Source organism: Desulfoprunum sp. (assembly GCF_053613775.1).
In genome coordinates, this window is sequence record NZ_JBSHXH010000003.1 from 268550 (window position 1) to 292983 (window position 24434).

23 protein-coding genes are annotated in these 24434 nt (G+C 60.4%); 15 read left to right on the plus strand and 8 right to left on the minus strand.

Annotated features, from left to right (window positions below; genetic code table 11):
* Positions 1–133: 133 nt before the first annotated feature.
* A complete protein-coding gene (locus ACWGKN_RS03720) occupies positions 134–454 on the plus strand; it encodes a TusE/DsrC/DsvC family sulfur relay protein (protein WP_035232648.1) in 321 nt (106 codons plus the stop codon).
* A gap of 136 nt (positions 455–590) precedes the next feature.
* On the opposite strand, the gene ACWGKN_RS03725 is transcribed toward ACWGKN_RS03720, so the two are convergent.
* Genes ACWGKN_RS03725 through ACWGKN_RS03735 form a run of 3 tightly spaced genes read right to left on the minus strand, consistent with a single transcriptional unit; the run spans position 591 to position 2282 of the window.
* Entirely contained in the window at positions 591–866 is a 276-nt protein-coding gene (locus ACWGKN_RS03725) for a hypothetical protein (RefSeq protein WP_424256182.1), read from the minus strand.
* Complete coding sequence (locus ACWGKN_RS03730; protein WP_452094707.1) at positions 863–1318, minus strand: bactofilin family protein; 456 nt, start codon at positions 1316–1318, stop codon at positions 863–865. Before ACWGKN_RS03730 ends, ACWGKN_RS03725 begins: the two co-directional genes overlap by 4 nt.
* Position 1319: 1 nt before the next feature.
* Positions 1320–2282 (minus strand): M23 family metallopeptidase, encoded by a 963-nt coding sequence (locus ACWGKN_RS03735; RefSeq protein WP_052160263.1) that lies wholly within the window; start codon positions 2280–2282, stop codon positions 1320–1322.
* Positions 2283–2467: 185 nt separating this feature from the next.
* Here ACWGKN_RS03735 and ACWGKN_RS03740 point away from each other — a divergent pair, with 185 nt between their 5' ends.
* Together ACWGKN_RS03740 and ACWGKN_RS03745 are read left to right on the plus strand one after the other, a co-directional pair.
* Entirely contained in the window at positions 2468–2611 is a 144-nt protein-coding gene (locus tag ACWGKN_RS03740; protein WP_424256184.1) for a hypothetical protein, read from the plus strand.
* Positions 2599–4446, plus strand: coding sequence for an ABC-F family ATP-binding cassette domain-containing protein (locus ACWGKN_RS03745; RefSeq protein ID WP_035232645.1), 1848 nt, complete (start codon positions 2599–2601; stop codon positions 4444–4446). Before ACWGKN_RS03740 ends, ACWGKN_RS03745 begins: the two co-directional genes overlap by 13 nt.
* Before the next feature lie 71 nt (positions 4447–4517).
* Here the strand turns inward: ACWGKN_RS03745 and ACWGKN_RS03750 are convergent, their stop codons facing one another.
* Together ACWGKN_RS03750 and ACWGKN_RS03755 are read right to left on the minus strand one after the other, a co-directional pair.
* Positions 4518–4904 carry an Hsp20/alpha crystallin family protein gene (locus tag ACWGKN_RS03750; RefSeq protein WP_035232643.1) on the minus strand — a complete coding sequence of 129 codons (387 nt, stop codon included), beginning with the start codon at positions 4902–4904 and terminating at the stop codon, positions 4518–4520.
* A 32-nt stretch (positions 4905–4936) separates the two neighbouring features.
* Positions 4937–5386 carry an Hsp20/alpha crystallin family protein gene (locus tag ACWGKN_RS03755; protein ID WP_035232641.1) on the minus strand — a complete coding sequence of 150 codons (450 nt, stop codon included), beginning with the start codon at positions 5384–5386 and terminating at the stop codon, positions 4937–4939.
* A 288-nt stretch (positions 5387–5674) separates the two neighbouring features.
* On the opposite strand from ACWGKN_RS03755, the gene ACWGKN_RS03760 reads away from it, so the two are divergent.
* From ACWGKN_RS03760 to ACWGKN_RS03785, 6 genes are all read left to right on the plus strand, one after another.
* On the plus strand, positions 5675–6406 hold the full coding sequence (locus ACWGKN_RS03760) for a metallophosphoesterase family protein (RefSeq protein WP_035232639.1): 732 nt from the start codon (positions 5675–5677) through the stop codon (positions 6404–6406).
* Positions 6403–7770, plus strand: a complete 1368-nt coding sequence (locus tag ACWGKN_RS03765; RefSeq protein WP_452094708.1) for a protein kinase domain-containing protein — start codon at positions 6403–6405, stop codon at positions 7768–7770. The genes ACWGKN_RS03760 and ACWGKN_RS03765 overlap by 4 nt, the downstream gene beginning before the upstream one ends.
* A gap of 88 nt (positions 7771–7858) precedes the next feature.
* Positions 7859–8743: an RluA family pseudouridine synthase gene (locus ACWGKN_RS03770; RefSeq protein WP_424256185.1), complete on the plus strand. Its 885-nt coding sequence runs from the start codon at positions 7859–7861 to the stop codon at positions 8741–8743.
* Between the two features lie 225 nt (positions 8744–8968).
* On the plus strand, positions 8969–9232 hold the full coding sequence (locus ACWGKN_RS03775) for an RNA recognition motif domain-containing protein (RefSeq protein WP_035232637.1): 264 nt from the start codon (positions 8969–8971) through the stop codon (positions 9230–9232).
* A gap of 216 nt (positions 9233–9448) precedes the next feature.
* A complete protein-coding gene (locus tag ACWGKN_RS03780) occupies positions 9449–10684 on the plus strand; it encodes a DEAD/DEAH box helicase (RefSeq protein ID WP_452094709.1) in 1236 nt (411 codons plus the stop codon).
* A 113-nt stretch (positions 10685–10797) separates the two neighbouring features.
* Positions 10798–11001, plus strand: a complete 204-nt coding sequence (locus tag ACWGKN_RS03785; RefSeq protein WP_035232636.1) for a cold-shock protein — start codon at positions 10798–10800, stop codon at positions 10999–11001.
* Positions 11002–11100: 99 nt separating this feature from the next.
* Here ACWGKN_RS03785 and ltaE read toward each other — a convergent pair whose 3' ends face one another.
* The 3 genes from ltaE to ligA all read right to left on the minus strand — a co-directional run bounded on the left by ltaE (position 11101) and on the right by ligA (position 16051).
* Positions 11101–12123, minus strand: a complete 1023-nt coding sequence (gene ltaE / locus ACWGKN_RS03790) for a low-specificity L-threonine aldolase (RefSeq protein WP_035232635.1) — start codon at positions 12121–12123, stop codon at positions 11101–11103.
* A 44-nt stretch (positions 12124–12167) separates the two neighbouring features.
* The gene (locus tag ACWGKN_RS03795) at positions 12168–13985 is read right to left on the minus strand and encodes a sulfate permease (protein WP_052160260.1); all 1818 of its coding nucleotides are present in this window, start codon (positions 13983–13985) and stop codon (positions 12168–12170) included.
* A 68-nt stretch (positions 13986–14053) separates the two neighbouring features.
* Positions 14054–16051: an NAD-dependent DNA ligase LigA gene (ligA, locus tag ACWGKN_RS03800; protein WP_452094710.1), complete on the minus strand. Its 1998-nt coding sequence runs from the start codon at positions 16049–16051 to the stop codon at positions 14054–14056.
* A 309-nt stretch (positions 16052–16360) separates the two neighbouring features.
* Here ligA and galE point away from each other — a divergent pair, with 309 nt between their 5' ends.
* The 6 genes from galE to ACWGKN_RS03830 all read left to right on the plus strand — a co-directional run bounded on the left by galE (position 16361) and on the right by ACWGKN_RS03830 (position 24434).
* Positions 16361–17377: a UDP-glucose 4-epimerase GalE gene (gene galE, locus ACWGKN_RS03805; RefSeq protein WP_035232633.1), complete on the plus strand. Its 1017-nt coding sequence runs from the start codon at positions 16361–16363 to the stop codon at positions 17375–17377.
* Between the two features lie 465 nt (positions 17378–17842).
* Complete coding sequence (locus ACWGKN_RS03810) at positions 17843–18328, plus strand: hydrogenase maturation protease (RefSeq protein WP_035232632.1); 486 nt, start codon at positions 17843–17845, stop codon at positions 18326–18328.
* Between the two features lie 23 nt (positions 18329–18351).
* Positions 18352–19809, plus strand: a complete 1458-nt coding sequence (locus ACWGKN_RS03815) for a 4Fe-4S dicluster domain-containing protein (RefSeq protein ID WP_424254609.1) — start codon at positions 18352–18354, stop codon at positions 19807–19809.
* 125 nt (positions 19810–19934) lie between these two features.
* Positions 19935–23000 (plus strand): FAD-dependent oxidoreductase, encoded by a 3066-nt coding sequence (locus ACWGKN_RS03820; protein WP_452094711.1) that lies wholly within the window; start codon positions 19935–19937, stop codon positions 22998–23000.
* 55 nt (positions 23001–23055) lie between these two features.
* Positions 23056–23478, plus strand: a complete 423-nt coding sequence (locus ACWGKN_RS03825) for a hydrogenase iron-sulfur subunit (protein ID WP_424254602.1) — start codon at positions 23056–23058, stop codon at positions 23476–23478.
* Positions 23479–23489: 11 nt separating this feature from the next.
* Complete coding sequence (locus tag ACWGKN_RS03830; RefSeq protein WP_035228557.1) at positions 23490–24434, plus strand: NADH-quinone oxidoreductase subunit B family protein; 945 nt, start codon at positions 23490–23492, stop codon at positions 24432–24434.

Here is a 24434-nt window from a genome sequence, read left to right on the forward strand (position 1 = left end):
GAGGCGGCGAAATCATAAATGATTCTCCATTCACTTGACAAACTTTTATGCCTATAGTAATAAGGCGTAATTAGTTTTCAGCCGACTCAAACAACGGTGAGAGCCACAGAAAAATATTTAAGGAGGTTTTAAAATGCCAACGCTTGAACACAACGGTTCGACCTTCCAGGTAGATGAGGATGGATTCCTGCTCAAGGGAATGGAAGAGTGGAATGACAATTGGGTAGACTACGTAAAAAGTTCTGAAGGTATTGCCGAACTGACCGATGAGCATCACAAGGTTATCGATGCCCTTCAGGAATACTATAAGAAGAACGGTATTGCTCCGATGGTCCGTATTCTCTCCAAAACCACTGGATTCCCGCTCAAGCGGATCTATGAGCTCTTCCCGTCGGGACCTGGCAAGGGAGCCTGCAAAATGGCTGGTCTTCCGAAACCGACCGGTTGCGTCTGATTCCAGAATCAGAGCGATAAGAATATAAAAAAGGGCTGCCTTTCGGCAGCCCTTTTTTATGCCAAAGCAAAAAGGGGACAGATTTATTTTTACTGATGAAAATAAATCTGTCCCCTTTTTGCTTTTTTACGACCGGCTAGAATATCATATTGGAGAAACGTTCATGCAACTCGCTCAGATCTTCCTCGCAGCTTCCACAGAAGAGTCGGCTGCCTCCTGTTGACTGAATGCTCCTGTTTTCGATGGAAAAACTGCTGTCCGGATTCTGGACGTAGTGCGTAACGACTACCGCATCTTCACTGATTTCAAAGAATTCGAGATCGTTGCCGCAATGAGGACACTTGATGCGCGGGATGAATGCCATCTCGGTCAACGTACGGGTGCCCGGAGGTTTGCGGGGGATGCTGCTCATGGGGTGTCGGAATCGACGGTGACGGCAGATGAAGTCGACGATGAGCCCTGCACTCTCTCTTCGCCTTGGCCTCTGTCTTTGGCTGTAGCTCTGATCTCGCCATCGATCGCCGCACCAGGTTCGACCGTCAGGCTCGCTGCTTCGATTCTGCCGTGAATCGAACAGGTCTTTCTGGCAATAACGCTGCTGGCCTGGACATCACCTTCGAGGGTGCCGTAGCAGTTGAAGGAGATCGTCCTGATGTTGCCGGTGATTTTTCCGCTCTCGCTGAGTATGAGATGATCTCCTTCTGTGATATCGCCGTTGATGGTACCGTCGATACGGGCTTTACCCTTGAAGGAAATTGTCCCGGTGATGACCATATTTTTGTCAAAGAGCGAGGATATGGCCTCCGCATCGGCCGCCTGGTTCAGGTTCTGGTCGATTTCGTGTTTTTTGCCGAATAAGCTCATGTTATTTCTTGATCGAAGGGCGAGGGGCGGGGAGGGTAACTCCGGCGACTTTGATCAACTTTTCCGGATTGATCGTCTTGCTGTTGAGTGAAACTTCATAGTGGAGATGGGCGCCGGTGGTTCTGCCGCTGCTGCCGACCAGGCCGATGATCTGTCCTCGTTCGACTCGATCCCCCTTCTTGACCCTGAAGCGGTCGAGGTGAGCAAAACTCGAGATATAGCCGTTGCCATGGTCGATCTGGACATTATTTCCATAATTTCCATTCCAACCGGCCATGGTGACAATCCCGGCGCCGGTCGCGAAGATCTTGTCGCCTTTGCCGGCCCGGAAATCGAGGCCGGTGTGATAGGCGCCGTCATTGTTGACAGGGTCCAGACGAGAGCCGAAGCCGGAGGAAATGGAGCCGGGAACCGGTTTGCCCAAGGGAGTATAACGGATTGTCTCGAGATACTTGTCCGTCTTGACCATCAGCTGGTTCTGTTCGCTGTTGCCGCTGGGGACGAAGGGGCCGCCGCTGTCCTTCCGGGCGTAAGAGCTCCTTTTGATCTTGAGGCCGAGTGAATCCATGACCTCTTTGATGTATTCGGTCCGGGTATTCAATTCTGAGACGGTGGAGGCGATGATCTCGTCTTTTTCCTCGGAAAACGAGGCGGCCTGCCTTGCCTTGGCCATCTCCAGATTGGCAATTTCAAGGCTCATCTGCTGCTTCAGCTGCTCCGAGTTCTGCTGTTGGCGGGCAAGGAGCTGTGTGCTGTGCCGGAGCTGCTCGTTGAGATGGCCGATCTTTTGGGCGTAGTGACGGTTGGTGCCCAAGAGGCCCATGGTCAAAGAAGATGAAACAACCAGAGCCGCAAGTGTCAGCAGGGCCATGCCGCTGATGACGGTGAAACTTTTTCTATGGATGGGGAGGCGGCAGGTCTTGCCGCTGTCGCTGGTGAGGATGATGTAAAAATGACTGCTCATTCATTAATTCCGTACTGGTTAGCATGTATCTACCACACAATCAGGTGTGATGATTGAATAACCTATACCATCAACAGGATAGGGGTCGCCAGGAAAATTCCATAGTTTATACTCTTGACAGGCCGATAGTTCAACAATAAAAGGACCGATGCGTGACTGGACAACGAACCCACCCGGGTGGGACCATGTTAAAATTGAATCTGGTTATCTTCCAGTATGACCTGTTGCGGCCGGTGAATGCCGACCGCGCCCCTGTGTCGGCATCGGTGAAAATCATCACCGATGCCGACCTCCAATCGATCGACAAGAGGCGACAATGGCCAATCTGATCATCGGCAAAGGCCTGAGCAAATCGTATGGCGCCCGCAGGCTTTTTCAGAATATCAACCTGTCGATCGCGACGGGGGAAAGGATTGGGCTGGTCGGCCCCAACGGTTCGGGGAAATCAACGCTGCTGCGGATCTTCTGCGGTGTTGAAGATGCGGATTCTGGTCAGGTGGTCCGGCAGAAACATGCACGGATCGGCTATCTTGCCCAGGCCGATATATTTGACGAGCAAGCGACCGCCACCGATAATCTGCTCAAAGCACTGCAGGATGGCCATTCCACCGAGACGGAACGATATACCAGGGTGCAGACCCTGCTCAGTCTTGCCGGGTTCAGGGCGGACACGGTCCCGGTCGGTGAGCTGTCCGGGGGCTGGCGCAAGCGGCTCTCCATCTGTCGGTCGCTCCTTGTCTCCCCGGACGTGCTGGTGATGGATGAGCCGACCAACCACCTCGATATCGAGGGCATCCTCTGGCTCGAGGGCCTGCTCAATGGCATGCAGGGGATGGGGGTATCCGCCTTCCTGCTGGTCAGCCATGATCGCCAGTTCCTCGAAAACTGCACCAACCGGGTGATTGAGCTCTCGGCCATGTACCCGGACGGGATTTTTCAGGTTGATGGCAGCTACTCGCGGTTTCTGGAGGCAAGGGCGGCCTTTGTAGCGCTCCAGACCCAGGAGGAGGAGCGCCTTGCCAACAAGGTCCGGCGCGAGATGGAATGGCTTCGTCGCGGACCCAAGGCGCGGGCGACCAAGGCCAAGTACCGGATTGACGAGGCCGGCAGGCTCCAGGGCGAACTCAGTCAGGTCAGGATGCGGAACCGCGCCTCATCGGCGGTGCAGATCGATTTCGAGGCGACAGGCCGGAAAACGAAGAAACTGCTTGAGGGTTCGAACCTGGCCAAATCAATTGCCGGAAAAACGCTGTTCTCCGGCCTCGATATCCAGCTCTCGCCGGGTTCGCGGATCGGTCTGCTGGGTAGAAACGGCTGCGGCAAGTCTACCCTGATGCAGATCCTCGCCTCCTCCGCAGATCCTTCGGGCCTGCGGCCGGATGTCGGGGTCCTGGCGCCGGCCGACGGAGTTCGTATCGTCAGCTTCGACCAACGGCGCGAGACGATCGACCCGGAGATCACGCTGCGCCGAGCCCTGGCCCCGGATGGCGACGCCGTCGTCTATCAGGGGCGATCCCTCCATGTAGTGTCCTGGGCGAAGAAATTTCTCTTTCGCGTCGACCAGTTGGAGACGCCGGTGGGGCAACTCTCGGGTGGTGAACAGGCCCGCATCCTGATCGCCGCGCTGATGCGGGAACCGGCCGATATCCTGCTCCTCGACGAACCGACCAACGATCTCGACATCCCCTCGCTCGATGTCCTCGAGGAAAGCCTGCAGGAGTTTTCCGGGGCCCTCGTCCTGGTCACTCATGACCGGTTTCTGCTCAACTCGGTCTGCGACCAGATCCTCGGTTTCGACGGAAGAGGCGGGGTGGCCTGGTATGCCGACTATGAACAGTGGCTGTCCCATATCGAGGAGATCGAGAGGGCCGACCGTCCCCCGGCGGCACCGGCGAAGGTCAGGGGGGCCGACGAACCGGTGCCGAAGAAGGCCGGCCGGCTTTCATACCTGGAACAGCGCGAGTATGATCAGATCGAGGAACGGATTGAAGCCGCCGAGACCGTGCAGGAAGGACTGCAGGAGACGATGGGGCTGCCGGAGACGGTCGCCGATCCCGCCCGTCTGGCCGAGTGCTGGGAGAATCTCGAGCAGATCCGGCAGGAGATTGATGGCTTGTACAGCCGCTGGGACGAACTCGACGCGAAAAAAAACACCGGAACCTGATCCGGCGCCGGGGCGGGCGGGTGCCCTGACGAAATCGACACCCGCCCGGTGCGGGAGACTGTTGCCGCCGGTTATCCTTCGCGAATCTCGATCTTTTTCGGTTTGACCGCCTCCGATTTAGGCAGGTGCAGCTTGAGGACGCCGTCGGTGAGTTCGGCATCGACTCGGGCAAGATCGATTCCCTGGGGGACGGAGAAAACCCGGCGATACTGGGCGGAACTGAATTCTTCCATCAGCTGTCCCTTGACCGCCTCGACGTACCGGTTGCCGACCAGGGTCAGCTGGCCGTTGTCGAGATCGATGTTGACATCCTCCTTCTTCACTCCCGGCAGGTCGGCATAAACGAGATATTCATCGTTGTTTTCGTAGATATCGACGCTGGGGATAAGCACGGTGAGCTTTTCCGGTTTCTCCACGGCAGTCTTATCAGTCTGGGCGATGGGATTTTTCTGTGTCATGGCAGATCTCCTGTTCAGATCATCTTGTTGCATCAGCGGATGGTTATCTGCTGCGGTCGTGCCGCAACGCTTTTCGGCAGGACAAGACTGAGTATGCCGTTCTTGATCGTAGCGGAAGCCAGACCGCTGTCCACTTCGATCGGAAGCGTCATGCTTCGGGTGAAGGTCGGGTTTTCCCGTTCCTGGCGGTGGACGGTATAGCCTTCCGGGCCGGCGGCCTTGCGTGAGCCGCTGATCTCGAGATAATTGCCCTGGACCTTGATCTGGATGTCTTCCCGGGAGAATCCGGGGAGTTCGATACGCATTTCCAGCTGTTCCCCGGTATCGTAGAGGTTCATCCTGGGCCAGCCGTCAGGGATGCCCCAATCGCCTTCCAGACGCGGCAGACGGTCATGTGCCTCGCCGGTCAGCAGACTGAAGGTGTCCCGCAGGGTATCCATTGAAGATAACATCCGCTGCAGATCATGAAATCGTGTTCGCATAGCTGCACCTCCTGTTGGTTATGGATGGACTGTTGGATAGCTGGCCAGACCCATTGTCTGGCCAGACCCATTGTGAATGTTTGCAGTGGATTGAAATTATAATTAAATCTCATTTTGGAGATAGAAGATAAGATGGCCTTCCCTGCGTGTCAAGTCCCGCAAAGTGGGATGTATCGTGATTCGGCGGGGCTCGCAGGCGGGGAAAAGGCTTGCCTCTCGACTTTGCTTTGGTCTAGTCTGGAGATGGAAGGTGCGCCTCGACAACATCGACAACCAATCGGCAGGGCTATGCGGATCGCGGTTCTTTCAGATATCCATGGAAATTTGGAGGCCTTGGAAGCGGTTGCGGCCGAGATCCGGACCCGGGAGGTGGAACGGATCGTCTGCCTGGGGGATATGATCGGCTATGGCCCCGATCCGGAAGGAGTGGTCCAGCTGGTGCGACGGTTGGGATGCCGGTCGATACTCGGCAACCACGAGGCGGCACTGCTCTCGGCGGCGGCGAGACAGTGGATGAATTTTCAGGCCCGGGAGAACAGCGTCAGGACCGAGCAGCTGCTCTCCGCTGAGAGTCTGGCCTACTGCCGCAGCCTGCCGCGTTCGCTGCAGTTGGCCGATGCGGTCTTCGTCCACGGATTTCCGCCCGAATCGGTCTTTCTTTACCTGTTCAATCAATCCGATCGGAGGATCGCCCACCTCTTTGCCTCCTCCCCGGCAACACTCTATTTTGTCGGCCATACCCACGGCCTGCGGCTGGTGCGGCAGGCGGAGGGAGAGACGGTGCGGGTGCCGCTGGCCGAAGGGGCGATCCGGCTCCCGGCGGAAATGGGGCATATCGTCAATGCCGGCAGTGTCGGCCAGCCGCGCGACGGCGACAGGAGGGCCAAGTACCTGGTGTGGGACTCGGTAACCCGGATGCTCGAGGTGCTCTTTGTTCCTTACGATTGCCGGATCACTGCCGACAAGATCCGTCGCTTGGGGTTCCCCGACGCCTATGCCGAGAGGGTGTGTCGGTCATGAATCGTATCGGCAAATACGAGGTTATCGGCCGTCTCGGCCGGGGCGGCATGAGCACGGTATACAAGGTGAGGGCGCCGCGCACCGGCAGGATCGTCGCCTTGAAGATCCTTGCCCCCCGGGACGAACTGCTGGTCGATCTGGCCGGTGAGGACCTGCTGCGGCAGGTCTTTTTCGAGGAAGCCCGGATCATGGGCGGCATCGCCCATGCCCACGTCGCCGAGGTGGTGGACTGCGACGAGGAGGGCGGCCACCCTTTCATCGTCCTCGAATACTACGCCCATTCGCTCGGTACAATGATCGGGGAAGCTTACGAAGTCGAGCGACCCTCGCGCGCCATCTCAGTCGCCAAGACCACCCGCTACCTGCGGCAGACCTTGAAGGGACTGGAGCGCCTTCATTTCGCCGGGATTGTGCACCGGGATCTGAAGCCCTTCAACCTGATGCTGACCGGTGACGACCGGGTCAAGATCATCGACTTCGGCCTTTCCCGGGTTCGCGGAGAAGAGCGGATGGGGATCAAGGGGCTGCAGGTCGGCTCACCCTTCTACGCCGCCCCGGAACAGGGGGTCCGGCCGGAGGCGGCCGATGAGCGGGCCGATCTCTACAGCGCCGCGATGCTCGGCTACCGGCTCCTGACCGGTCGACTGGCCGTCCCGGGGCAGGGGCATGTACCGCTGCCGGGCCGCCTGCGGCCGGACTTGGGAACAGGCTGGGACGAGTGGATCATGTCCGGCCTCGCCCCCGAGCCGTCGCACCGGTTCGCCACAGCCAGGCAGATGCGTTTGGCCCTGGAGGATGTCTTTGCCGCCTGGAAGGCGACCTCGGCGGAGGGGTGCCGGTTCGAGGAGGACGAGGATGACCGGGGCCCGGCGGTGGTCGTGCGCCGGGAGGCTCGACGGATCCGCTATTGCCAGGCGCAGGTGGAAGTCGGCCTCGACCGGTTGATGCGGCCGCTCGTTTACCGGGCGCATCAGTTGCGGTCAGGGGGCGACCGGCTCGTGCTCGATCCCCTGACCAGGCTGCTGTGGCAGGGGCAGGGCTCGGAATTCCCGCTTGACTGGAGACAGGCGGGAGAGTATGTGGAGCAGCTGAACCGGCAGGGCTGGGCCGGCCGGAGCGACTGGCGGTTGCCGACCCTGCCGGAGTTGCTGACCATCCTCCGCCCCCCCACCATCGAGCGGGAATTCTGCCTCCCCTCGGTCTTTTTGCGGGAGATACACTGGCTCTGGAGCGGCGACTGGTGTTCCCTCCGGCAGGCATGGATGGTCGATATCGTCGAATGTTTCGCCGAGAGGCTGGATAAGGATGGGGGCGCTTCCGTCTGCGCCGTCTGTTCCATCCGACACGCCTCATCAATACGGTGATACCGCTCAAGGCGCGTCGCCGTAGTTCCCCTCCAACCACCTCATGGACGTGATGATAAAAAAACCTGGAAGTCCACATCATAGTAGTGTGAAAGATAAGGAAGAGCTTCTCCTGATCGTCAAGGGCGAGACGGAGTTGTTGAAATACCTGGTCGACAGTGTCCCGGCGAAGCGCCGGAACGCCATCAAGGCCGTCCTGCGCGACAGGCAGGTCTCGGTCGACGGCAAGGTCGTCACGCAATTCGACCATCCCCTCCATGGGGGGCAGCAGGTCAGGGTGCGCTGGGAGAAAATCCCCTTTAACCGGCTCTACCACGGGATCCGAATCGTCTTCGAGGATCGCGATCTGATTGTCATCGACAAGCCGGCGGGGTTGCTGACGGTTGCCACTGAGACGGAAAAACGCCGAACGGCGTACAGTATCCTCAGTGAGTATGTCAAGGAACAGGACCCTGCCGCCAAGATATTCATCGTTCACCGCATCGACCGGGAAACCTCGGGGTTGCTGCTCTTCGCCAAAAACGAGGGCATCCGGGACAGGATCCAGGAGACCTGGATGTCGACGATCACCGAGCGGACATACGTGGCGGTGGTGGAGGGACAGATGGAACAGCCGGAGGGGACCGTCATCTCCTGGCTGACGGAAAGTGCCGCGTTCAAAGTCTATTCGAGCCGGAAACCGGATCAGGGGAAGCGGGCGGTCACCCATTACCGGACGATCAAGGGTAATCGCGATTACTCGTTGCTCAGTCTTTCCCTCGAGACCGGACGAAAGCATCAGATCCGGGTCCACCTGCAGGATATCGGTCATCCGGTGGTGGGGGACAAGAAGTACGGGGCGACGGCCAATCCCCTCAGGCGTCTCGGTCTGCATGCCCAGGTCCTGGCCTTCATCCATCCCGTCGACAACGCCCCCTGCCGGTTTGAGAGCGCTGTGCCCCAGTCGTTCCTGCGGTTGTTCGCGGCGAAATGATCAGCATTCCTGGTGGAGACTGCGGCGGGTCCTGGGGCGGAATTCCCGCCGGCAGCGAGTTGTAATCCCGACTGCCGAATTATCTTGCATTAATTGATCAACCCTTTTATATTGAGAACCTTCCAATTATTCTGAGCATACTCTTTCCCGCCTCCAGCAGTGTCTCGATATTACACCGTCTGATGCCGCCAAAGTTTCTGCTGACTACGTTAAAGGAGATCCAGTATGAAACTTTTTGTCGGTAGTCTTCCCTTCGATATCACCGAACCGGAACTCGTGACCCTGTTCGGGACCTATGGCAGCGTTGTTGCCGCAAATCTGGTTACCGATCATTTTTCCGGTCGTTCCAAGGGCTTTGCCTTTGTCGAGATGTCGACCAGATCAGAAGGCCACAAGGCCATGGAGGATCTCAACGGCAAGGTCTATAAACACCGGACCCTCGTCTGCAATGAAGCCAAGCCCCCGAAGAAAAAGGGGCGACGTTTCTGATCCGCAGCGCTTGCCTCCTTCACCATACAACCATCTGCCATCGGCACGGATTGCAATGCAGAACGGATGTCCCGCTTCCCCGTTGATGATCGATTGTGCTGAAAACATTTTTCTTTTTCAATTTTTGAGAATGAGATGGCGTCCCTTTTCCTTCCATTCGGGATGGAAGCGGGAAAAGCATATATACAGCACCACGAAAGGGTGCCAGGAGTTTGAATGAGTTTTTCAGTATTTCAGTTTCACCCCCACATCACCGCCGCCATCAAGACCTGCGGCTATTCCAGTCCAACCCCGATTCAACAGCAGGCTATTCCCCCCGTTCTTGCCGGACGCGACGTCCTGGGCCTGGCCCAGACCGGTACCGGTAAGACGGCAGCCTTTGTCCTGCCGATCCTGCAGCGTTGCCTCGAGCATCGTAAGAACGGAGTCCGGGCCCTGGTCATCGCCCCGACCCGCGAATTGGCTGAGCAGACCCACGAGTATTTCGCCCAGATGGCGGCAGGGACCAAGATCCGCAGCGCCGTCATCTACGGTGGGGTGAGCAAATCCGTGCAGGCACGGAAGTTGCGGGAGGGCGTGGAGATCATTGTCGCCTGTCCCGGCCGACTCCTCGACCACCTGCAGGACAAGGCCGTCGATCTGCGCCATGTCGAGATGCTGGTACTCGATGAGGCCGATCACATGTTCGACAAGGGGTTTCTACCGGATATCCGCCGGATCATCAAGCAGGTGCCGCAGCAACGGCAGACTCTGGTCTTTTCGGCCACCATGCCGCACGAGGTGCGCCATCTGGTCGAGGATATCCTCGCCGACGCCGTAACGGTGCAGATTGATCACCAGCGGCCGATCGATACGGTCAGCCACTCGATCTTTCAGGTCGAGCAGACCGGCAAGTCCGCCCTGTTGCAGGAAATCCTCAGCCGGCCCGAGATCCGTAACGCCCTGGTCTTCACCAGGACCAAGCATAAGGCCCGGAGCCTGGCCCAGGCCCTCGACAAGGCCGGTTTCAAGGCCACCGCCCTGCAGGGGAACATGTCGCAGCCGAAGCGACAGCAGGCCCTGGAAGGCTTCAAGCGGGGGACCTTCACCATCATGGTCGCCACCGACATCGCCGCCAGGGGCATCGATGTGTCCGGGCTGTCCCATGTGATCAATTTCGATATGCCGGATACCTTCGAGGCCTACACCCACCGCACCGGCCGGACCGGTCGGGCCACCTGCGTCGGCGATGCGTTTACCTTCGCCACCGGTGACGATACCCAACTGGTGAGGCAGATCCAGAAGACGCTTGGCACCGCGGTGTCCATCAAAAAGGTTGCACGTCCGACCCGACAACCGGCGGTTGCGGTCGAGGCAGTGAAAAAAGCATCCCCGATCGCCCCGGTGGGCGGTGGCGATACGCGGGGAAAGACCAGGCGGGGACGGGCGAGATCGTTTGATTTCGGCCTGTAATCGCTGGGAGAAATGGCTGTCCGGGCGTTCCGGGCGGCTTGCCGGAAGATCGCAGATCGGCCGGTTTGAGAACAAAGAGGTCACCGAGTGACCGAGTACAAGGGAGCAGTACAATGGCTGAAGGAACAGTGAAGTGGTTTAATGATGCAAAAGGCTTTGGTTTTATCGCTCAGGATGGCGGCAACGACGTTTTCGTCCACCATTCGGCAATCCAGGGAGACGGGTTCAAGTCGCTTGAGGAAGGTAATCGGGTGACCTTTGACATTGTTTCCGGGGCGAAAGGACCGGCTGCAGCAAACGTCAAGAAAGTGAAATAACACATCCCTGCGCATATCCCCCTTGAGGGGGGATGTGCGCATTGATGGGAAAAATCCTGACTCGAGGCCTTCGTCACTCTGGCGACGGACCGGACCTGTTCAGGCCTGGCGGTGGAAGAACGTGGCGGCGGCCTTGAGTACACGGCCGATATCGCGACGGTTGATATCGAGATGGGTCACCAGCCGGAGCGGGTTGCCGGGGCTGATGAGAATTCCCTCGGCCTGCAGGTGGCCAGCCAGTTTCCGACAGAGATCGACCTCGATGCCGACAAAGACCATGTTGGTCTGCACCGTGGCCGGATCCACCCGTATCGCAGCAAACTTCCGCAGTCCCCTGGCCAGAAGGCCGGCGTTGTGATGGTCATCGGCCAGTCGGTCGACATGGTGGTCGAGGGCGTACAGCCCAGCCGCCGCCAGGATGCCGGCCTGCCGCATGCCGCCGCCGCAGACCTTGCGCCATCGCCTCGCCTCCCCGATAAACTCCCTGCCGCCGCAGACCATCGATCCGACGGGGGCCCCAAGCCCTTTTGACAGACAGACCGACACCGAATCGAAGGGTGCCGTCAGTTCCCGCACATCCATCCCCAGTTGTACCGCCGCATTGAAGATGCGGGCGCCGTCGAGGTGCAGTCGCAGTTTCCTCGCCCTGGCAAATTCCCCGGCCCTTTTCAGATAATCGAGGGGCAGGACCTTGCCTCCCTGGGTATTTTCCAGACACAGCAGCCGGGTCCGGGCGAAATGGAAGTCAGCGGGTTTGATCGCCCTGGCCACCCGCTCGAGATCGAGCGTCCCGTCGGCCTCGAAGTCCAGCGGCTGCGGCTGGATGCTGCCCAGCACGGCGGCGCCGCCGCCTTCATATTTATAGGTATGGGCCTGCTGGCCGACGATATATTCCTCGCCCCTGGCGCAGTGGGTCATGATGCTGACGAGATTGGCCTGGGTGCCGCTGCAGGTGAAGAGGGCGGCCTCGAACCCGAGCCGCTCGGCGGCGGTCGCCTCGAGCCGGTTGACGGTCGGGTCGTCGCCGTAGACGTCGTCGCCGACCTCGGCGGCGGCCATCGCCCGGCGCATCGCCGGGGTCGGCCTGGTTACCGTATCGCTGCGTAAATCAATCGTTTTCATCGCGTCTCCGTTGTTCGTTGTCCGGGGGTGATCCCTGCCGCAACTCACGACGACAATGGTCCCGGATCGATAACCACCGGTTCGTCGGCAATATAGGGGACGTTTGTGCATTCGAGAAAGATCCTGGCCCGGCAGCGCATGCAGATATCGCGGTCGAGGGCGTCGAAAATCCCGGCAATGGCCTCGGCCTTTGATTCATAGATGTTCTCCGCTCCGATTTCAAGGAGATATTCGACAAACTTGAAGTGATCGCAGACCCCTTCCTTGACGTTGTAGAGGTAGAGGTGGCCGCCCTTGGCGTGGAGGGTCCGGTCGAGGTCGAGCAGTAGTTCGGCGCCGGTCATGTCGATCAGGTTCATGCCGCTGGCGACGATCAGCATGTGGATCTGGCCGGGATTTTCCCGCAGCATCGCCTGCAGGACCTGGCGGACATGGCTGATCGCCCCGAAATAGAGGGAGCCGTCGATCCGCACGATCTTGAACTGCGGGCATTCCGGCAGGCGGGTGTCGGTGGTGAACGGGCGGGTCGGCAGCCGCGGGTCCGGCACCCGGATACGGATGTGGGGGTGGGATGTCCGGTTGAGGTAGAGGACCAGCGACAGCATGACACCGAGGAAGATCGCGAATTCGAGTTCGAGAAAGAGGGTGGCGATGAAGGTCGAAATGAGGATCAGACTTTCATAGGTGCTGGCCTGCAGGATCTTGCGGATATGGACGACATCGATCAGGCCCCAGGCGACGAGCAGCAGGATGCCGGCCATCACCGAGAGGGGGAGGTAGGCCGTCAGCGGGGCGACGAGGATGACGATGACGATCAGCGCCAATCCGGCAATGATCGCCGAGAGCGGCGTTTTGGCCCCGGCCTGGAAGTTGAGGCCTGAGCGATTGAAGGAGCCGGTGGCGACGTAGCCGGAGAAGAAGCTGCCGACGATATTGGACAGCCCCTGGCCGATGAACTCCTGGTTGCCGTCGAGATCCTGGCCGGTCTTGTCGGCCAGCGAGCGGGCGATCGAGACCGCCTCGGTCAGGGCGAAGAGGGTCGTTGCCAGGGCGGCGGGGGCGAGGAGGCGGATGTTCTCCAGGGTGATCACCGGCGCCGAGAGCGGCGGCAGCGATGCCGGCAGGGCCTCGGCAAAGGCGATGTTGGCCGTTTCCGCCCCGGCGATCCGCTGGATCAACAGCCCGGTGGCGCAGCCGCAGAGCATGGAGATGATGATGTAGGGCCATCGGGGGGCGAAACGTTTGGCAAGGAGGCCGGCGGCGATGGTGGCGCATCCCGTCGCCAGGGTGGCGGGATTGAGCTCGTTGAGATGACTGACCACAGCTCCGAGCGTGTGCGGCAGATCGGTGGTGCGGGGCAGCTGGAGGCCGAGAAAGTGCTTCAGCTGACTGACGATGATGAGGATCGCCGCCCCGGCGGTGAACCCGACGACGACGGAGTGGGAGATGAAGTTGACGATGGCGCCGAAACGGACCAGGCCCATGCTCAGCTGGATCAGGCCGACCATGATCGTCAGGGTCAGCGCCAGCTCGATGTAATGGGGGCTGCCCGGCGCGGCATGCTCGCTGAGGACCGAGAACATGACGATCGAGGCGGCGGTGGTGGGGCCCGAGACCAGGTGCCAGGACGACCCGAACAGGGCGGCGACGATCGCCGGCACCATCCCGGCATAGAGGCCGTATTGCGGCGGCATGCCGGCAATGGCGGCGAAGGCCACGCCCTGGGGGAGGGCGATGACCGCGCCGATCAGGCCGGCCTGGATATCGGCCTTGAGGGTCCGGGGGGTGATCAGGTGCCGCCAGTGGAGGAAGGGGAAAAGAACGTTCTTCCAGTACTGCCATCGGGTCGCAGAACTTTTCACTGTCTCCTCCAGGGAAGTGCCGAGCCCAGCTCTATTTCCCGCCCTGAGACGAACCTCGGGGGATGGATCTATCTGGATCCGATCAGGGACAGAAACTGTTGCTCGCTCAGGATCTGTTTGCCAAGCTCTTCCGCCTTTTTGATTTTCGAACCGGGTTTGTCGCCGGCAACGATGTGGGTGGTCTTCTGAGTCACCGCTGTCGCGATCTGGCCGCCATGCTCCTTGACCAGCTTCTTCGCCTCATCCCGAGACATCGATTGGAGACTGCCGGTGAACAGGATGACATGGCCGGCCAGCGGTTGGCTGGAGGTGTCGACGACCGCCGGCACCGGCTCGACGCCGATGGCCTCGAGGCGCTGCAGCAGCTCCCGGCCGCGCCGGCTGTCGAAGAAGTCGATGATGCTCGCGGCCGCCTGCTCGCCGATGCCCTCGATCTCGAGAAGCTGTTCCCGGCTCGCCTCGCGCAATCGGGCCAGCGAGGGGAAGTGGGCCTCCAGGACCGCGGCGCTGATCTCGCCGATATAGCGGATGCCGAGGGCGGCGAGGAAACGACCGAGCGGCGGCCGGGTCTTGGCCCTGATCGCGGCGATCAGGTTTTCCGCCGACCTGGCTCCCCAGCCGTCGAGGTTTTCCAGCGAACCCTGATCGAGGGTGTAGATGTCGGGAATGTCGTTGATCAGCCCCCGGTCGAGGAGCTGTTCGACATTTTTCTTGCCGAGTCCCTCGATATCGAGGCCGGCCTTCGAGGCGAAGTGGATCAATGCCTGCAGCCGCTGGGCGGTGCAGTGAAGGTTCTGGCAGCGGGTCACCGCTTCGCCCGCCGGCCGGGTCAGGGGCTGGCCGCATGCCGGGCAGAGGGTGGGCATGACGACGGGTGCTTCCGAGCCATCGCGTTGTTCGGTGATCGCCATGACGATCTCGGGGATGACGTCGCCGGCCCGCTGGATCAGGACGGTATCGCCGATCCGCAGGTCCTTGCGGGTCAGTTCGTCCTGGTTGTGGAGGGTGGCCCGGCTGACCGTGACCCCGCCGACGTTGACCGGTTCAAGGATGGCGACCGGGGTGATCGCCCCGGTCCGTCCCACCTGGAATTCGACGTCGACCAGGCGGGTGGTCTCCTGCTTGGGCGCAAACTTGCAGGCGATGGCCCAGCGCGGGGCCCGGACCTTGCTGCCGAGCCGTTCCTGGAGCTGGAAGGAGTCGACCTTGATCACCATCCCGTCGATCTCATACGGCAGGCTGTGACGGAGGGCGGCGAATTCGGCGAAACCGGCGATGACCTCGGCGATCGTCGGGCAGCGGCGGGTGAGGCGGTTGACCGGCAGGCCCAGGTCGGCGAGGTAGTCGAGGAGGTCGTACTGGCCGCTGCAGCCGGTGTTTTGCGGGGTCGCAACCCCGTAGGTGAAGAACTTGAGCGGCCGCCTGGCGGTGATCGCCGGGTCGAGCTGGCGCAGGGAGCCGGCGGCGGCGTTGCGCGGGTTGGCGAAGGGGGGGCGGCCGGCCTGCAGCTGCTGTTCGTTCAGTTGCGCCAGGCCGTCGTTTTCCATGTAGACCTCGCCCCGGACCTCGAGCATGCCGTTGATCGGGCGATGCAGGCGCAGCGGGATCGACTTGACGGTGCGGATCTGGTCGGTGATATCCTCGCCGGTCTGGCCATCGCCGCGGGTCGAGCCCCGGGTCAGCAGGCCGTCCTGATACACCAGCTCGACGGCGAGGCCGTCGAGCTTGGGTTCGATGACATAGGCCGGCGCCTCGCTCAGGTTGAGGAAGCGCAGCAGCCGTTCCTCGAAGGCGAGGATATCGGCAGCGGTGAAGGCGTTCTCCAGGCTGAGCATCGGAATACGGTGCCGGACCTGGGTGAAGCTGTCTGAGGGGACGCCGCCGATCCGCCGGCTCGGCGAGTCCTCGGTGACCAGGTCCGGATGGCGGGACTCGAGTTCGAGCAGTTCCCGGAACAGCCGGTCGTATTCCGCATCCGAGATGATCGGCGCGTCGAGGGTGTGATAGCGGTGGCTGTGCTCGTTGAGCAGCCGGCGAAGTTCGAGTATGCGCTGGGCGTCCTGCATGTCGCTGTTATTCTGGTGGTTCGAGGATCCTGCCGGGCCGCGGCATATTCCTCTCCAATATAGGGTAGGTAAATTCCGGCAAAGTGGCCATCGATTGAATTATATACCTCATTCGCCGACCCTGGCTAAACTATTTTGACATGGCCCGGCCTAAACATGGGCCGGCACTGAGCTGTCCGGCTTTCCTGTTGCCCGCCGGCGGGGATCCGGCTATGATGGCCTTCCTGTGATTGAAGTGAACTATGAGGATCTGATCCGGCATCCACGTCGGCGGCAGGGATCGATCACGCAGAAACCGGTGGGGGAAACATGCATATCTTGGTGACCGGAGGGGCGGGGTACATCGGCAGCCATACCTGTCTTGCATTGCTGCAGGCAGGGTATCAGGTTACGGTGATCGACAATCTCTGCAACTCCAACGAGGAATCACTGCGTCGGGTCGTGGAGCTGAGCGGCCGGGACCTGGTTTTCCACCGGGCCGATCTCTGCGACCGGGGAGCGGTGGATGCCATCTTCCGCGCGACCCCGACGCGGTTCGACGCGGTCATCCACTTCGCCGGGCTGAAGGCGGTCGGCGAATCGGTCGACCAGCCGCTGCGCTATTACAGCAACAACCTCGGCGCCACCGTGGCGCTGTGCGAGGTCATGGCCGCCCACGGGGTCAGGGACATCGTCTTCAGCTCGTCGGCGACCGTTTACGGCGATCCGGCCACGGTGCCGATCACCGAGGACTTTCCCCTCTCCTGCACCAACCCCTACGGCCGGACCAAGTTGATGACCGAGGAGATCCTGCGCGATCTCCACGTCGCCGACCCCCGCTGGAACGTGATCCTCCTCCGCTATTTCAATCCGGTCGGGGCCCATGGAAGCGGGCGGATCGGCGAGGACCCGCTCGGCATCCCCAACAATCTGGTGCCCTATATCGCCCAGGTGGCGGTGGGGCGGCGGGAGTGCCTGTCGGTGTTCGGCGACGACTATCCCACTGCGGACGGCACCGGGGTTCGTGATTACATCCATGTGGTCGATCTCGCCCTCGGACATGAAAAGGCCCTGCTCCGGCTCCGGCGGCGGCCCGGCGTCGTCGTCTACAATCTCGGCACCGGCCGTGGCTGCAGCGTGCTCGAAATGATCGCCACCTTCGAGCAGGCCAGCGGCAGGAAGATCCCCTACCGCATCGCCCCCCGCCGGGCCGGAGATGTCGCCGTCTGCTACGCCGATCCGGCCAGGGCGGCGAGAGAACTGGGGTGGCAAGCCGAACGGGATGTCAGGCAGATGTGCGAGGACACCTGGCGCTGGCAGATCGCCAACCCCTCCGGCTATCGCTGAGGCCGAGCGACGGCAGGGCGAACCGGCCCTGTCGCCGGTCGCGTCGTCCCTGCATCGTCTCCTTCGTGGTCATGTGCCCGCTCGGGTAGAAGCCGGTGCCTATCGCACCGATGTGTCATGCCGCCGTTTCTCTTCTCTCCCCTCCCGGAGCCGGTTTTTCCGGATCTATCGAAAATACCGTCTAAATAATCGGACTAAAATGTAACTGATTGAATTATTTGGTGGTTATTCCATCAGGTAGCGGGCGGCTGGCGGCGGGTGGAAGTTCTGCCGGACACCGTCGGTTGCGGTCATGTCTTCACCTTTCTGTTGCAGGTTCAGCTGCTTATTCGCTCTTTCCGGGAAACAAACGACCTCGATATCAGTAAAATATATGGTTCGGATCAATACTGATAATTTCGCTTGATATTGGTATGGAGCAATGGTAACGTCGCTTTAAAATTAACAAGAGGCACTGTTTGCACAATGGCACAACAAAATATCTCGACTGTGATCTTTGGTTGCGGCAACGTCGTCATGGGTGACGACGGCTACGGTCCGGCAGTGATTGACGCCCTCAACTCCCAATATCAATTGCCGCCGGGAGTGGAGGCGATCGACGCCGGCACCGGCATCCGCGAGTATCTTTTTGATTATATCCTGACGGCAGAGGGCCGGCCTGACCGGATCATCGTCCTCGATGCGGTCGATTTTCCCGACCGGCAGCCGGGCGATGTCTTTCTCATGGACACCTCGGCAATTCCTCCGAAGAAAATTCACGATTTTTCCCTCCATCAGTTTCCCACCGTCAACCTGCTGGTCGAACTGGAACAGCATACCGGTGTGCGCGTCTTTATCCTGGCTGCCCAGGTCGAAAGCATTCCCGAAGAAATCACCCCGGGACTCTCGCCGGCGATGTCGGCTGCCATTCCTGTAGCGTGTGAGAAGGTGTTACAAATTCTTTCTGAATAAGTTCAATGAGGTGATCCTGCATGATGTACGAATTTAGAGTCAGCGAAATGGCAGAGGAGTTTGGTGTGCATCGGAACACCATACGAAACTGGATCGCCGCCGGGACTCTTCCTGCCAAGGAAGGGCCGGGGCGCAAGTATCTTATGAAGTTCGACGATTACCAGTCCCTGTGTCAGAAGTTCGGCCGCGAACCGCATATCCGGCCGGACAGCTATATTGATCTCGCCACTGTCAAGACGATGGAGGCCAGGGCCGAGCAGCAGATCGCACCGATGGAACTGGATGGGCATCACAGCGAGATCGCCATCGACCCGAGTTGGGCCGATGCCTGTCTGACCTGCGGCACCTGCGCCAGCGCCTGTCCGATTGCCGGTGTCGACGGTCTCGATCCCCGGAAGGTCGTCCGCATGGCGGTCCTCGGCATGGACCGGGAACTGGTTGACAGCCAGTGGCCGTGGAAGTGCACGATGTGCGGCAAATGCGAGGTTTCCTGCCCGGCCAACATCCAGATCGTCGCCCTGATGCGCAAGCTCCGTGGTCTGCGCGACCGCGACAAGGTGCCCGGGCCGATCCACAAGGGGGTGGCGATGTGCCTCGAGCGCGGCAACAACCTCGGTATTCCGAAAGACGACTTCGTCTTCCTCTGCCAGGAACTGGGTGAGGAACTGGCCGCCGACAGCTGCCCCGGCTTTGTCACCCCGATCGATGTCCACGGCGCCAGGGTGCTGGTCACCGTCAACTCCAAGGAGCCCTACGCCGAGCCGGACGACATGAAATTCTGGTGGAAGATCTTCCATGCCGCCGGCGAGTCCTGGACCATCGCCTCGGAGAACTGGGAAGGGGTCAACTGGGGCCTGTTCTCCGGCGACGATGCGGCGATGAAAATCATCGTCGGTCGGATTGTCGACAACATGCGGAGGCTGAACTGCAAGGTTCTCCTCCTCCCCGAATGAGGCCACGCCTACTTTGCAACCCGGTCCGGGTTGAATCGATGGTTTCCGGAAGTCTTCAACGAGTTCAAGATCGTCTCGGTTTTCGAACTGTTGATGGAATATATCAAGGACGGGAAGATCCAACTGGATAATACCATCCATACCATGCCTGCCGTTTTTCATGATCCCTGCAACTATGGCCGCAAATCCGTCAAGGCCTTCGGTCAGGCGTTTTTCGAGGAAGGCCGGGAGATCTCCCGGGCCTGTTGCCCCGATCTGCGCGAGATGTATCCAAACCGGATGGAGGCCTACTGCTGCGGCGCCGGCGGCGGCGCCTGGGCGATGCCGTACAGCGCCGAACGGGTCTTCTACGGCCGGATCAAGGCCCGCCAGATCTCCGAATCGGGCGCCCACCTGGTCATCGCCCCGTGTCACAACTGCCGTGACCAGATCATGAAGTCGCTGAACAAGGAGTACGATCTCGGTATCGAGGTCAAGTACATCTGGGAGCTGGTCGCGGATTCGCTGATCATGCCGAACAAGCAGTAACGGAAGCGGAAATCAACGACCCGCGGTTCCCGCTGCTTGCCGGCAAGGGCTCGAACACAATGAAATACCCAGGGATTCTCGGCAATTCGGGGTATGCACTATTATAATCAAGAGGAGCACCTGTCATGCTGGACACGAAAAAAGTTGGCTCGGTAATGATTGTGGGAGGTGGCGTCACGGGGATGCAGGCGGCCCTGGATCTCGCTGACTCCGGATATTACGTTTACCTGGTCGAAAAATCAGGGGCGATCGGCGGGGCCATGGCCCAGCTCGATAAGACCTTTCCGACCAATGACTGCTCGATGTGAATCATCGCGCCAAAACTGGTTGAGTGCGGTCGGCACTTAAATATCAAGTTGATGACCCTGAGCGAAGTAACCGGGATTGCCGGATGCGCCGGGGACTTTACCGTAACAGTCAAAGAATCTCCACGTTATGTGGACATGGACAAGTGCATCGCCTGCGGTGCCTGTGCCGAGAAATGTCCGAAGAAGGTGGACAGCGAATACGACGCCGGCACCGGCAAGCGCAAGGCGATCTATGTCAAGTACGCCCAGGCGGTGCCGTTGAAGTACCAGATCGATCCGGCCAGCTGCATCCGGCTGCAGAAACCTGGGGCCTGCGGCTTCTGCGAGAAGGTCTGCGATGCCGGGGCGATCAATTTCGACGATACCGAGAAGACCCATCAGATCAACGTCGGCGCCGTCATTCTCGCCCCCGGCTTTGAGGCCTATGATCCGAAACCGGCCCAGGTCTGGGGCTACGGCACGATGCCGAACGTCATCACCGCCCTCCAGCTCGAGCGCTATCTGTCGGCCTCCGGGCCGACCGAAGGCCATCTGGTCCGCCCCTCCGACGGCAAGCCGGTCACCAAGGTCGCCTTCCTCCAGTGCATCGGTTCCCGCGACGAGAACCTCTGCGGCAACGGCTACTGCTCGTCGGTCTGCTGCATGTACGCCATCAAGGAGGCGGTCATCGCCAAGGACCACGTCCCGGGGCTGGCGACGACGATCTTCTATATGGATATGCGGACCCACGGCAAGGATTTCGACAAGTACCTCGAGCGGGCCAGGGACGAGTCCAATGTCCGTTTCGTCCGCTGCCGCGTCAACGGCGTCGAGCCGCAGGGCCCCAACGGCGACCTGCGCATCCATTACATCAACGAGAAGGGGCGCCAGGTCGAGGAGTATTACGACATGGTCGTCCTCTCGGTCGGGCTGCAGACGCCGAAGCACGTCCTCGATCTGGCCGAGACCACCGGTATTCAGCTGACGGCCGACAAATTCGCCGCCACCTCCGATTTTGCCCCGGTCCAGACCTCCCAGGCCGGTATCTTCACCTGCGGCGCCTTCGCCGGCCCCAAGGATATACCCCAGTCGGTGGTCGAGGGTTCCGCCGCTGCGGCGGCGGTGGCCGACCTGCTCTCCCCGGCGCGGCACGAGCTGACCTCCGAGGCGACCTTTCCCGAGGAAAAGGATATCAGCGCCGAAGATCCGCGAATCGGGGTCTTCGTCTGCCACTGCGGCTCGAACATCGCCGGGGTGGTGGATGTCGAGGCGGTCGAGGACTACGCCGCGACCCTGCCCAACGTCGTCTACGTCGAGCGCAACCTGTTCTCCTGTTCGCAGGATACCCAGGAGCAGATCACCAAGCGGATCCAGGAGCAGAACCTCAACCGCATCGTCATCGCCGCCTGCACCCCGCGGACCCATGAGCCCCTGTTCCGCGAGACCCTCAAGGCGGCAGGCCTGAACGAGTACCTGGTGGAGATGGCCAATATCAGGAATCACAACTCCTGGGTCCACAGCAAGGACCCGAGCCATGCCACGGCCAAGGCCAAGGACCTGGTGCGGATGGCGGCCGCCAAGGTCACCTATGGCACCTCGCTGCAACCGATCGCGGTGCCGATCACCCGGACCGCCCTGGTGGTCGGCGGCGGGGTCGCCGGCATGACCGCGGCCCTGAACCTGGCCGAGCAGGGCTTTGAGGTCAACCTCGTCGAACGGACCGAGACCCTCGGCGGCAACGCCCTGTACCTGAAGCATACCTGGTCCGGCGAACATATTCCGACCCGGGTCGCCAAACTCATCGACAAGGTCGTGTGGAACGACAAAATCACCATCCATAAGGGGTCTGAAGTCACCGCGGTCGATGGTTTCGTCGGCAACTTCAGGTCGACCATCACCTCGACGAGCGGCATCTCCACCGTCATCGAGCACGGCGTCGGCATCATCGCCACCGGCGGCAATATCTATTCGCCGACGGAGTATGGCTACAACGAGATCAAGCGGGTGGTGACCTCGATCGAATTCGACAAGCTCCATGAACTGAAAGAGAAACATATCAAGTCGAGCAAGAACTTCGTCTACATCCAGTGTGTCGGCTCGCGCGAGTCCGGGCACATGTACTGCTCCAAGGTCTGCTGCACCCACTCGGTGCAGTCGGCCATCGGGCTGAAGAAGGAGGACCCGTCCCGCAACGTCTACATCCTGTACCGCGACATGCGGACCTATGCCCAGCGCGAGGCCCTGTACCGCCAGGCGCGGAAGATGGGGGTCATCTTCATCAACTACGAATTGCACGGCAAGCCGCTGGTCACCGAAGACGGCAACCATGTCAATGTCGAGGTCTGGGACCATGTCCTGCACCGTCCGCTGAAGATCAAGGCCGATATGGTGATTCTCGCCTCGGCGATCCGGCCGAAGGCCGATGCCGCCGACCTCGCCAAGCTGTACAAGATCCCGGTCGATGGCGACGGTTTCTTTCAGGAGGCCCATGCCAAGCTCCGGCCGGTTGATTTCTCGACCGACGGCATGTTCGTGGCGGGCATCGCCCATTATCCCAAACCGATAGAGGAGTCGGTCGCCCAGGCGCTGGCGGCCTCGGCCCGGGCCGCCACCCTGCTGTCGAAATCGCAGGTATCGCTCGATGCGGTGAAGGCCACCGTCGATCCCGATTACTGTGACGGCTGCGCCCTGTGCATCGATGTCTGCCCCTACAACGCCATCACCCTGACGACCATCGAGGCCGGCGTTGAGGGCGGCGAGGGCAAACGGATCATCAGTGTCAACAAGGCCCAGTGCAAGGGATGCGGTCTGTGTCAGGGTACCTGCCCGAAGCGCGGCGTCTATATCGCCGGATTTACCATGAAGCAGATCAGCAGCCAGATTCAGGCGGCCCTTGCGGTCTGATTCCCATGTCGAACAACTGAGAAATGAACTTTCATGTATACAAGGAGTGGAACAAATGAGTTTTGAGCCGAAAATCATTGCATTCTGCTGCAACTGGTGCTCCTACGCCGCCGCCGATCTGGCCGGAACCGCCAGGATGCAGTATCCGCACAACGTGCGGATTATCCGGGTGATGTGCTCGGGGATGGTCCATCCCGAACACGTCATGGATGCCTTGGGCCAGGGGGCCGACGGCGTCATGGTCCTTGGCTGACACCTCGGTGAATGCCATTACCTGGATGGTAATTATAAAGCAATGCGCCGTTCCGATATGATCACCGAACTGCTGGAAGATTTCGGCTATGAAAGTGGTCGTTTCGAGATAACCTGGGTATCCTCCGCCGAGCCTGATAAATTTGTCAAGGCAGTCACCGATATGACAAACCGTATCAAGCAGTTGGGCCCCATTAACAATCAAGATGCCGCCGTCTCGGCATAAAGGAGGTTGCTATGGGTGTACCTACTGCTTTGGAATGGCTGGGCTCCTGTTCCGGTTGCGAGATCGCGATCCTGAACATCGGCGAGGCCCTGGTGCCGATCATCACCGAGGCCCTCGATATCGTCCATGCCCCGGTCCTGATGGACCATAAGTACTTCGGTCAGTGCGGTGAAGGGGTGACTCTGGAGATCCCCGAGGCGACGGTCGGTATCGTCACCGGCGGCGTATCAAATCATGAGCACCTGGAAGTGCTGGAAGAGATGCGGAAAAAGTGCAAGGTCCTGATCGCCCTCGGCACCTGTGCCACCCATGGCGGCATCCCGGCGCTGATGAACGGCCAGGACCGCAAGACGAGTTGGGAAGGCATCTATCAGACCCTGACCACCGATCCGGGGGCGACCGTGCCGACCGTTGAGGTGCCGGCACCGCTTGACAGGGTGTATGCCTGCGATGAGAAGGTCAAGATCGACATGCAGCTTCCCGGCTGCCCGCCGAATCCGGCCCTGATCGCCGAGGTGATCGTTTCCCTGCTCGAGGGCCGGCCGCCGGTGCTGCCGGGCAAGAGCGTCTGCGATACCTGCCCGACCAAACGGGAGGGCAAGGGCGCCGTCACCAAGGTCAAGCGCTTCATCACCAACGCCGAATTCACCCCGGGCGAGCCGATCAGCGAGATGCGCTGCCTGCTCGAGCAGGGCTATATGTGCATGGGGCCGGTAACCGCCGCCGGCTGTGCCAAACTGGGGGCGCCGAGCTGCATCAGCGCCCGCGTCCCCTGCCGCGGCTGTTTCGGTCCGGTCCGTAAGGACGGCAACCAGCTGCTTGACATGATGAATGCTCTGGCCAGCAATGGTATCGATTTCAATTCCGTGGTCGATCGCCGCTCCATCCTGCGCTTCTCCGGCGCCCATGGGATGCTCAAACCGGTCAAAAAACGGGTAGAAGAGGAGGAAAGCTGA

Excerpts from the sequence above, each read along its gene's own strand:
- ACWGKN_RS03725 (WP_424256182.1), bottom strand. The coding sequence starts at position 866 with ATGAGCAGCATCCCCCGCAAACCTCCGGGCACCCGTACGTTGACCGAG.
- ACWGKN_RS03720 (WP_035232648.1), top strand. The coding sequence starts at position 134 with ATGCCAACGCTTGAACACAACGGTTCGACCTTCCAGGTAGATGAGGAT.
- ACWGKN_RS03735 (WP_052160263.1), bottom strand. The coding sequence starts at position 2,282 with ATGAGCAGTCATTTTTACATCATCCTCACCAGCGACAGCGGCAAGACC.
- ltaE (WP_035232635.1), bottom strand. The coding sequence starts at position 12,123 with ATGAAAACGATTGATTTACGCAGCGATACGGTAACCAGGCCGACCCCG.
- galE (WP_035232633.1), top strand. The coding sequence starts at position 16,361 with ATGCATATCTTGGTGACCGGAGGGGCGGGGTACATCGGCAGCCATACC.
- ACWGKN_RS03785 (WP_035232636.1), top strand. The coding sequence starts at position 10,798 with ATGGCTGAAGGAACAGTGAAGTGGTTTAATGATGCAAAAGGCTTTGGT.
- ACWGKN_RS03750 (WP_035232643.1), bottom strand. The coding sequence starts at position 4,904 with ATGACACAGAAAAATCCCATCGCCCAGACTGATAAGACTGCCGTGGAG.
- ACWGKN_RS03810 (WP_035232632.1), top strand. The coding sequence starts at position 17,843 with ATGGCACAACAAAATATCTCGACTGTGATCTTTGGTTGCGGCAACGTC.
- ACWGKN_RS03730 (WP_452094707.1), bottom strand. The coding sequence starts at position 1,318 with ATGAGCTTATTCGGCAAAAAACACGAAATCGACCAGAACCTGAACCAG.
- ACWGKN_RS03745 (WP_035232645.1), top strand. The coding sequence starts at position 2,599 with ATGGCCAATCTGATCATCGGCAAAGGCCTGAGCAAATCGTATGGCGCC.
- ACWGKN_RS03780 (WP_452094709.1), top strand. The coding sequence starts at position 9,449 with ATGAGTTTTTCAGTATTTCAGTTTCACCCCCACATCACCGCCGCCATC.
- ACWGKN_RS03760 (WP_035232639.1), top strand. The coding sequence starts at position 5,675 with ATGCGGATCGCGGTTCTTTCAGATATCCATGGAAATTTGGAGGCCTTG.
- ACWGKN_RS03765 (WP_452094708.1), top strand. The coding sequence starts at position 6,403 with ATGAATCGTATCGGCAAATACGAGGTTATCGGCCGTCTCGGCCGGGGC.
- ACWGKN_RS03830 (WP_035228557.1), top strand. The coding sequence starts at position 23,490 with ATGGGTGTACCTACTGCTTTGGAATGGCTGGGCTCCTGTTCCGGTTGC.
- ACWGKN_RS03755 (WP_035232641.1), bottom strand. The coding sequence starts at position 5,386 with ATGCGAACACGATTTCATGATCTGCAGCGGATGTTATCTTCAATGGAT.
- ACWGKN_RS03775 (WP_035232637.1), top strand. The coding sequence starts at position 8,969 with ATGAAACTTTTTGTCGGTAGTCTTCCCTTCGATATCACCGAACCGGAA.
- ligA (WP_452094710.1), bottom strand. The coding sequence starts at position 16,051 with ATGCAGGACGCCCAGCGCATACTCGAACTTCGCCGGCTGCTCAACGAG.
- ACWGKN_RS03740 (WP_424256184.1), top strand. The coding sequence starts at position 2,468 with ATGTTAAAATTGAATCTGGTTATCTTCCAGTATGACCTGTTGCGGCCG.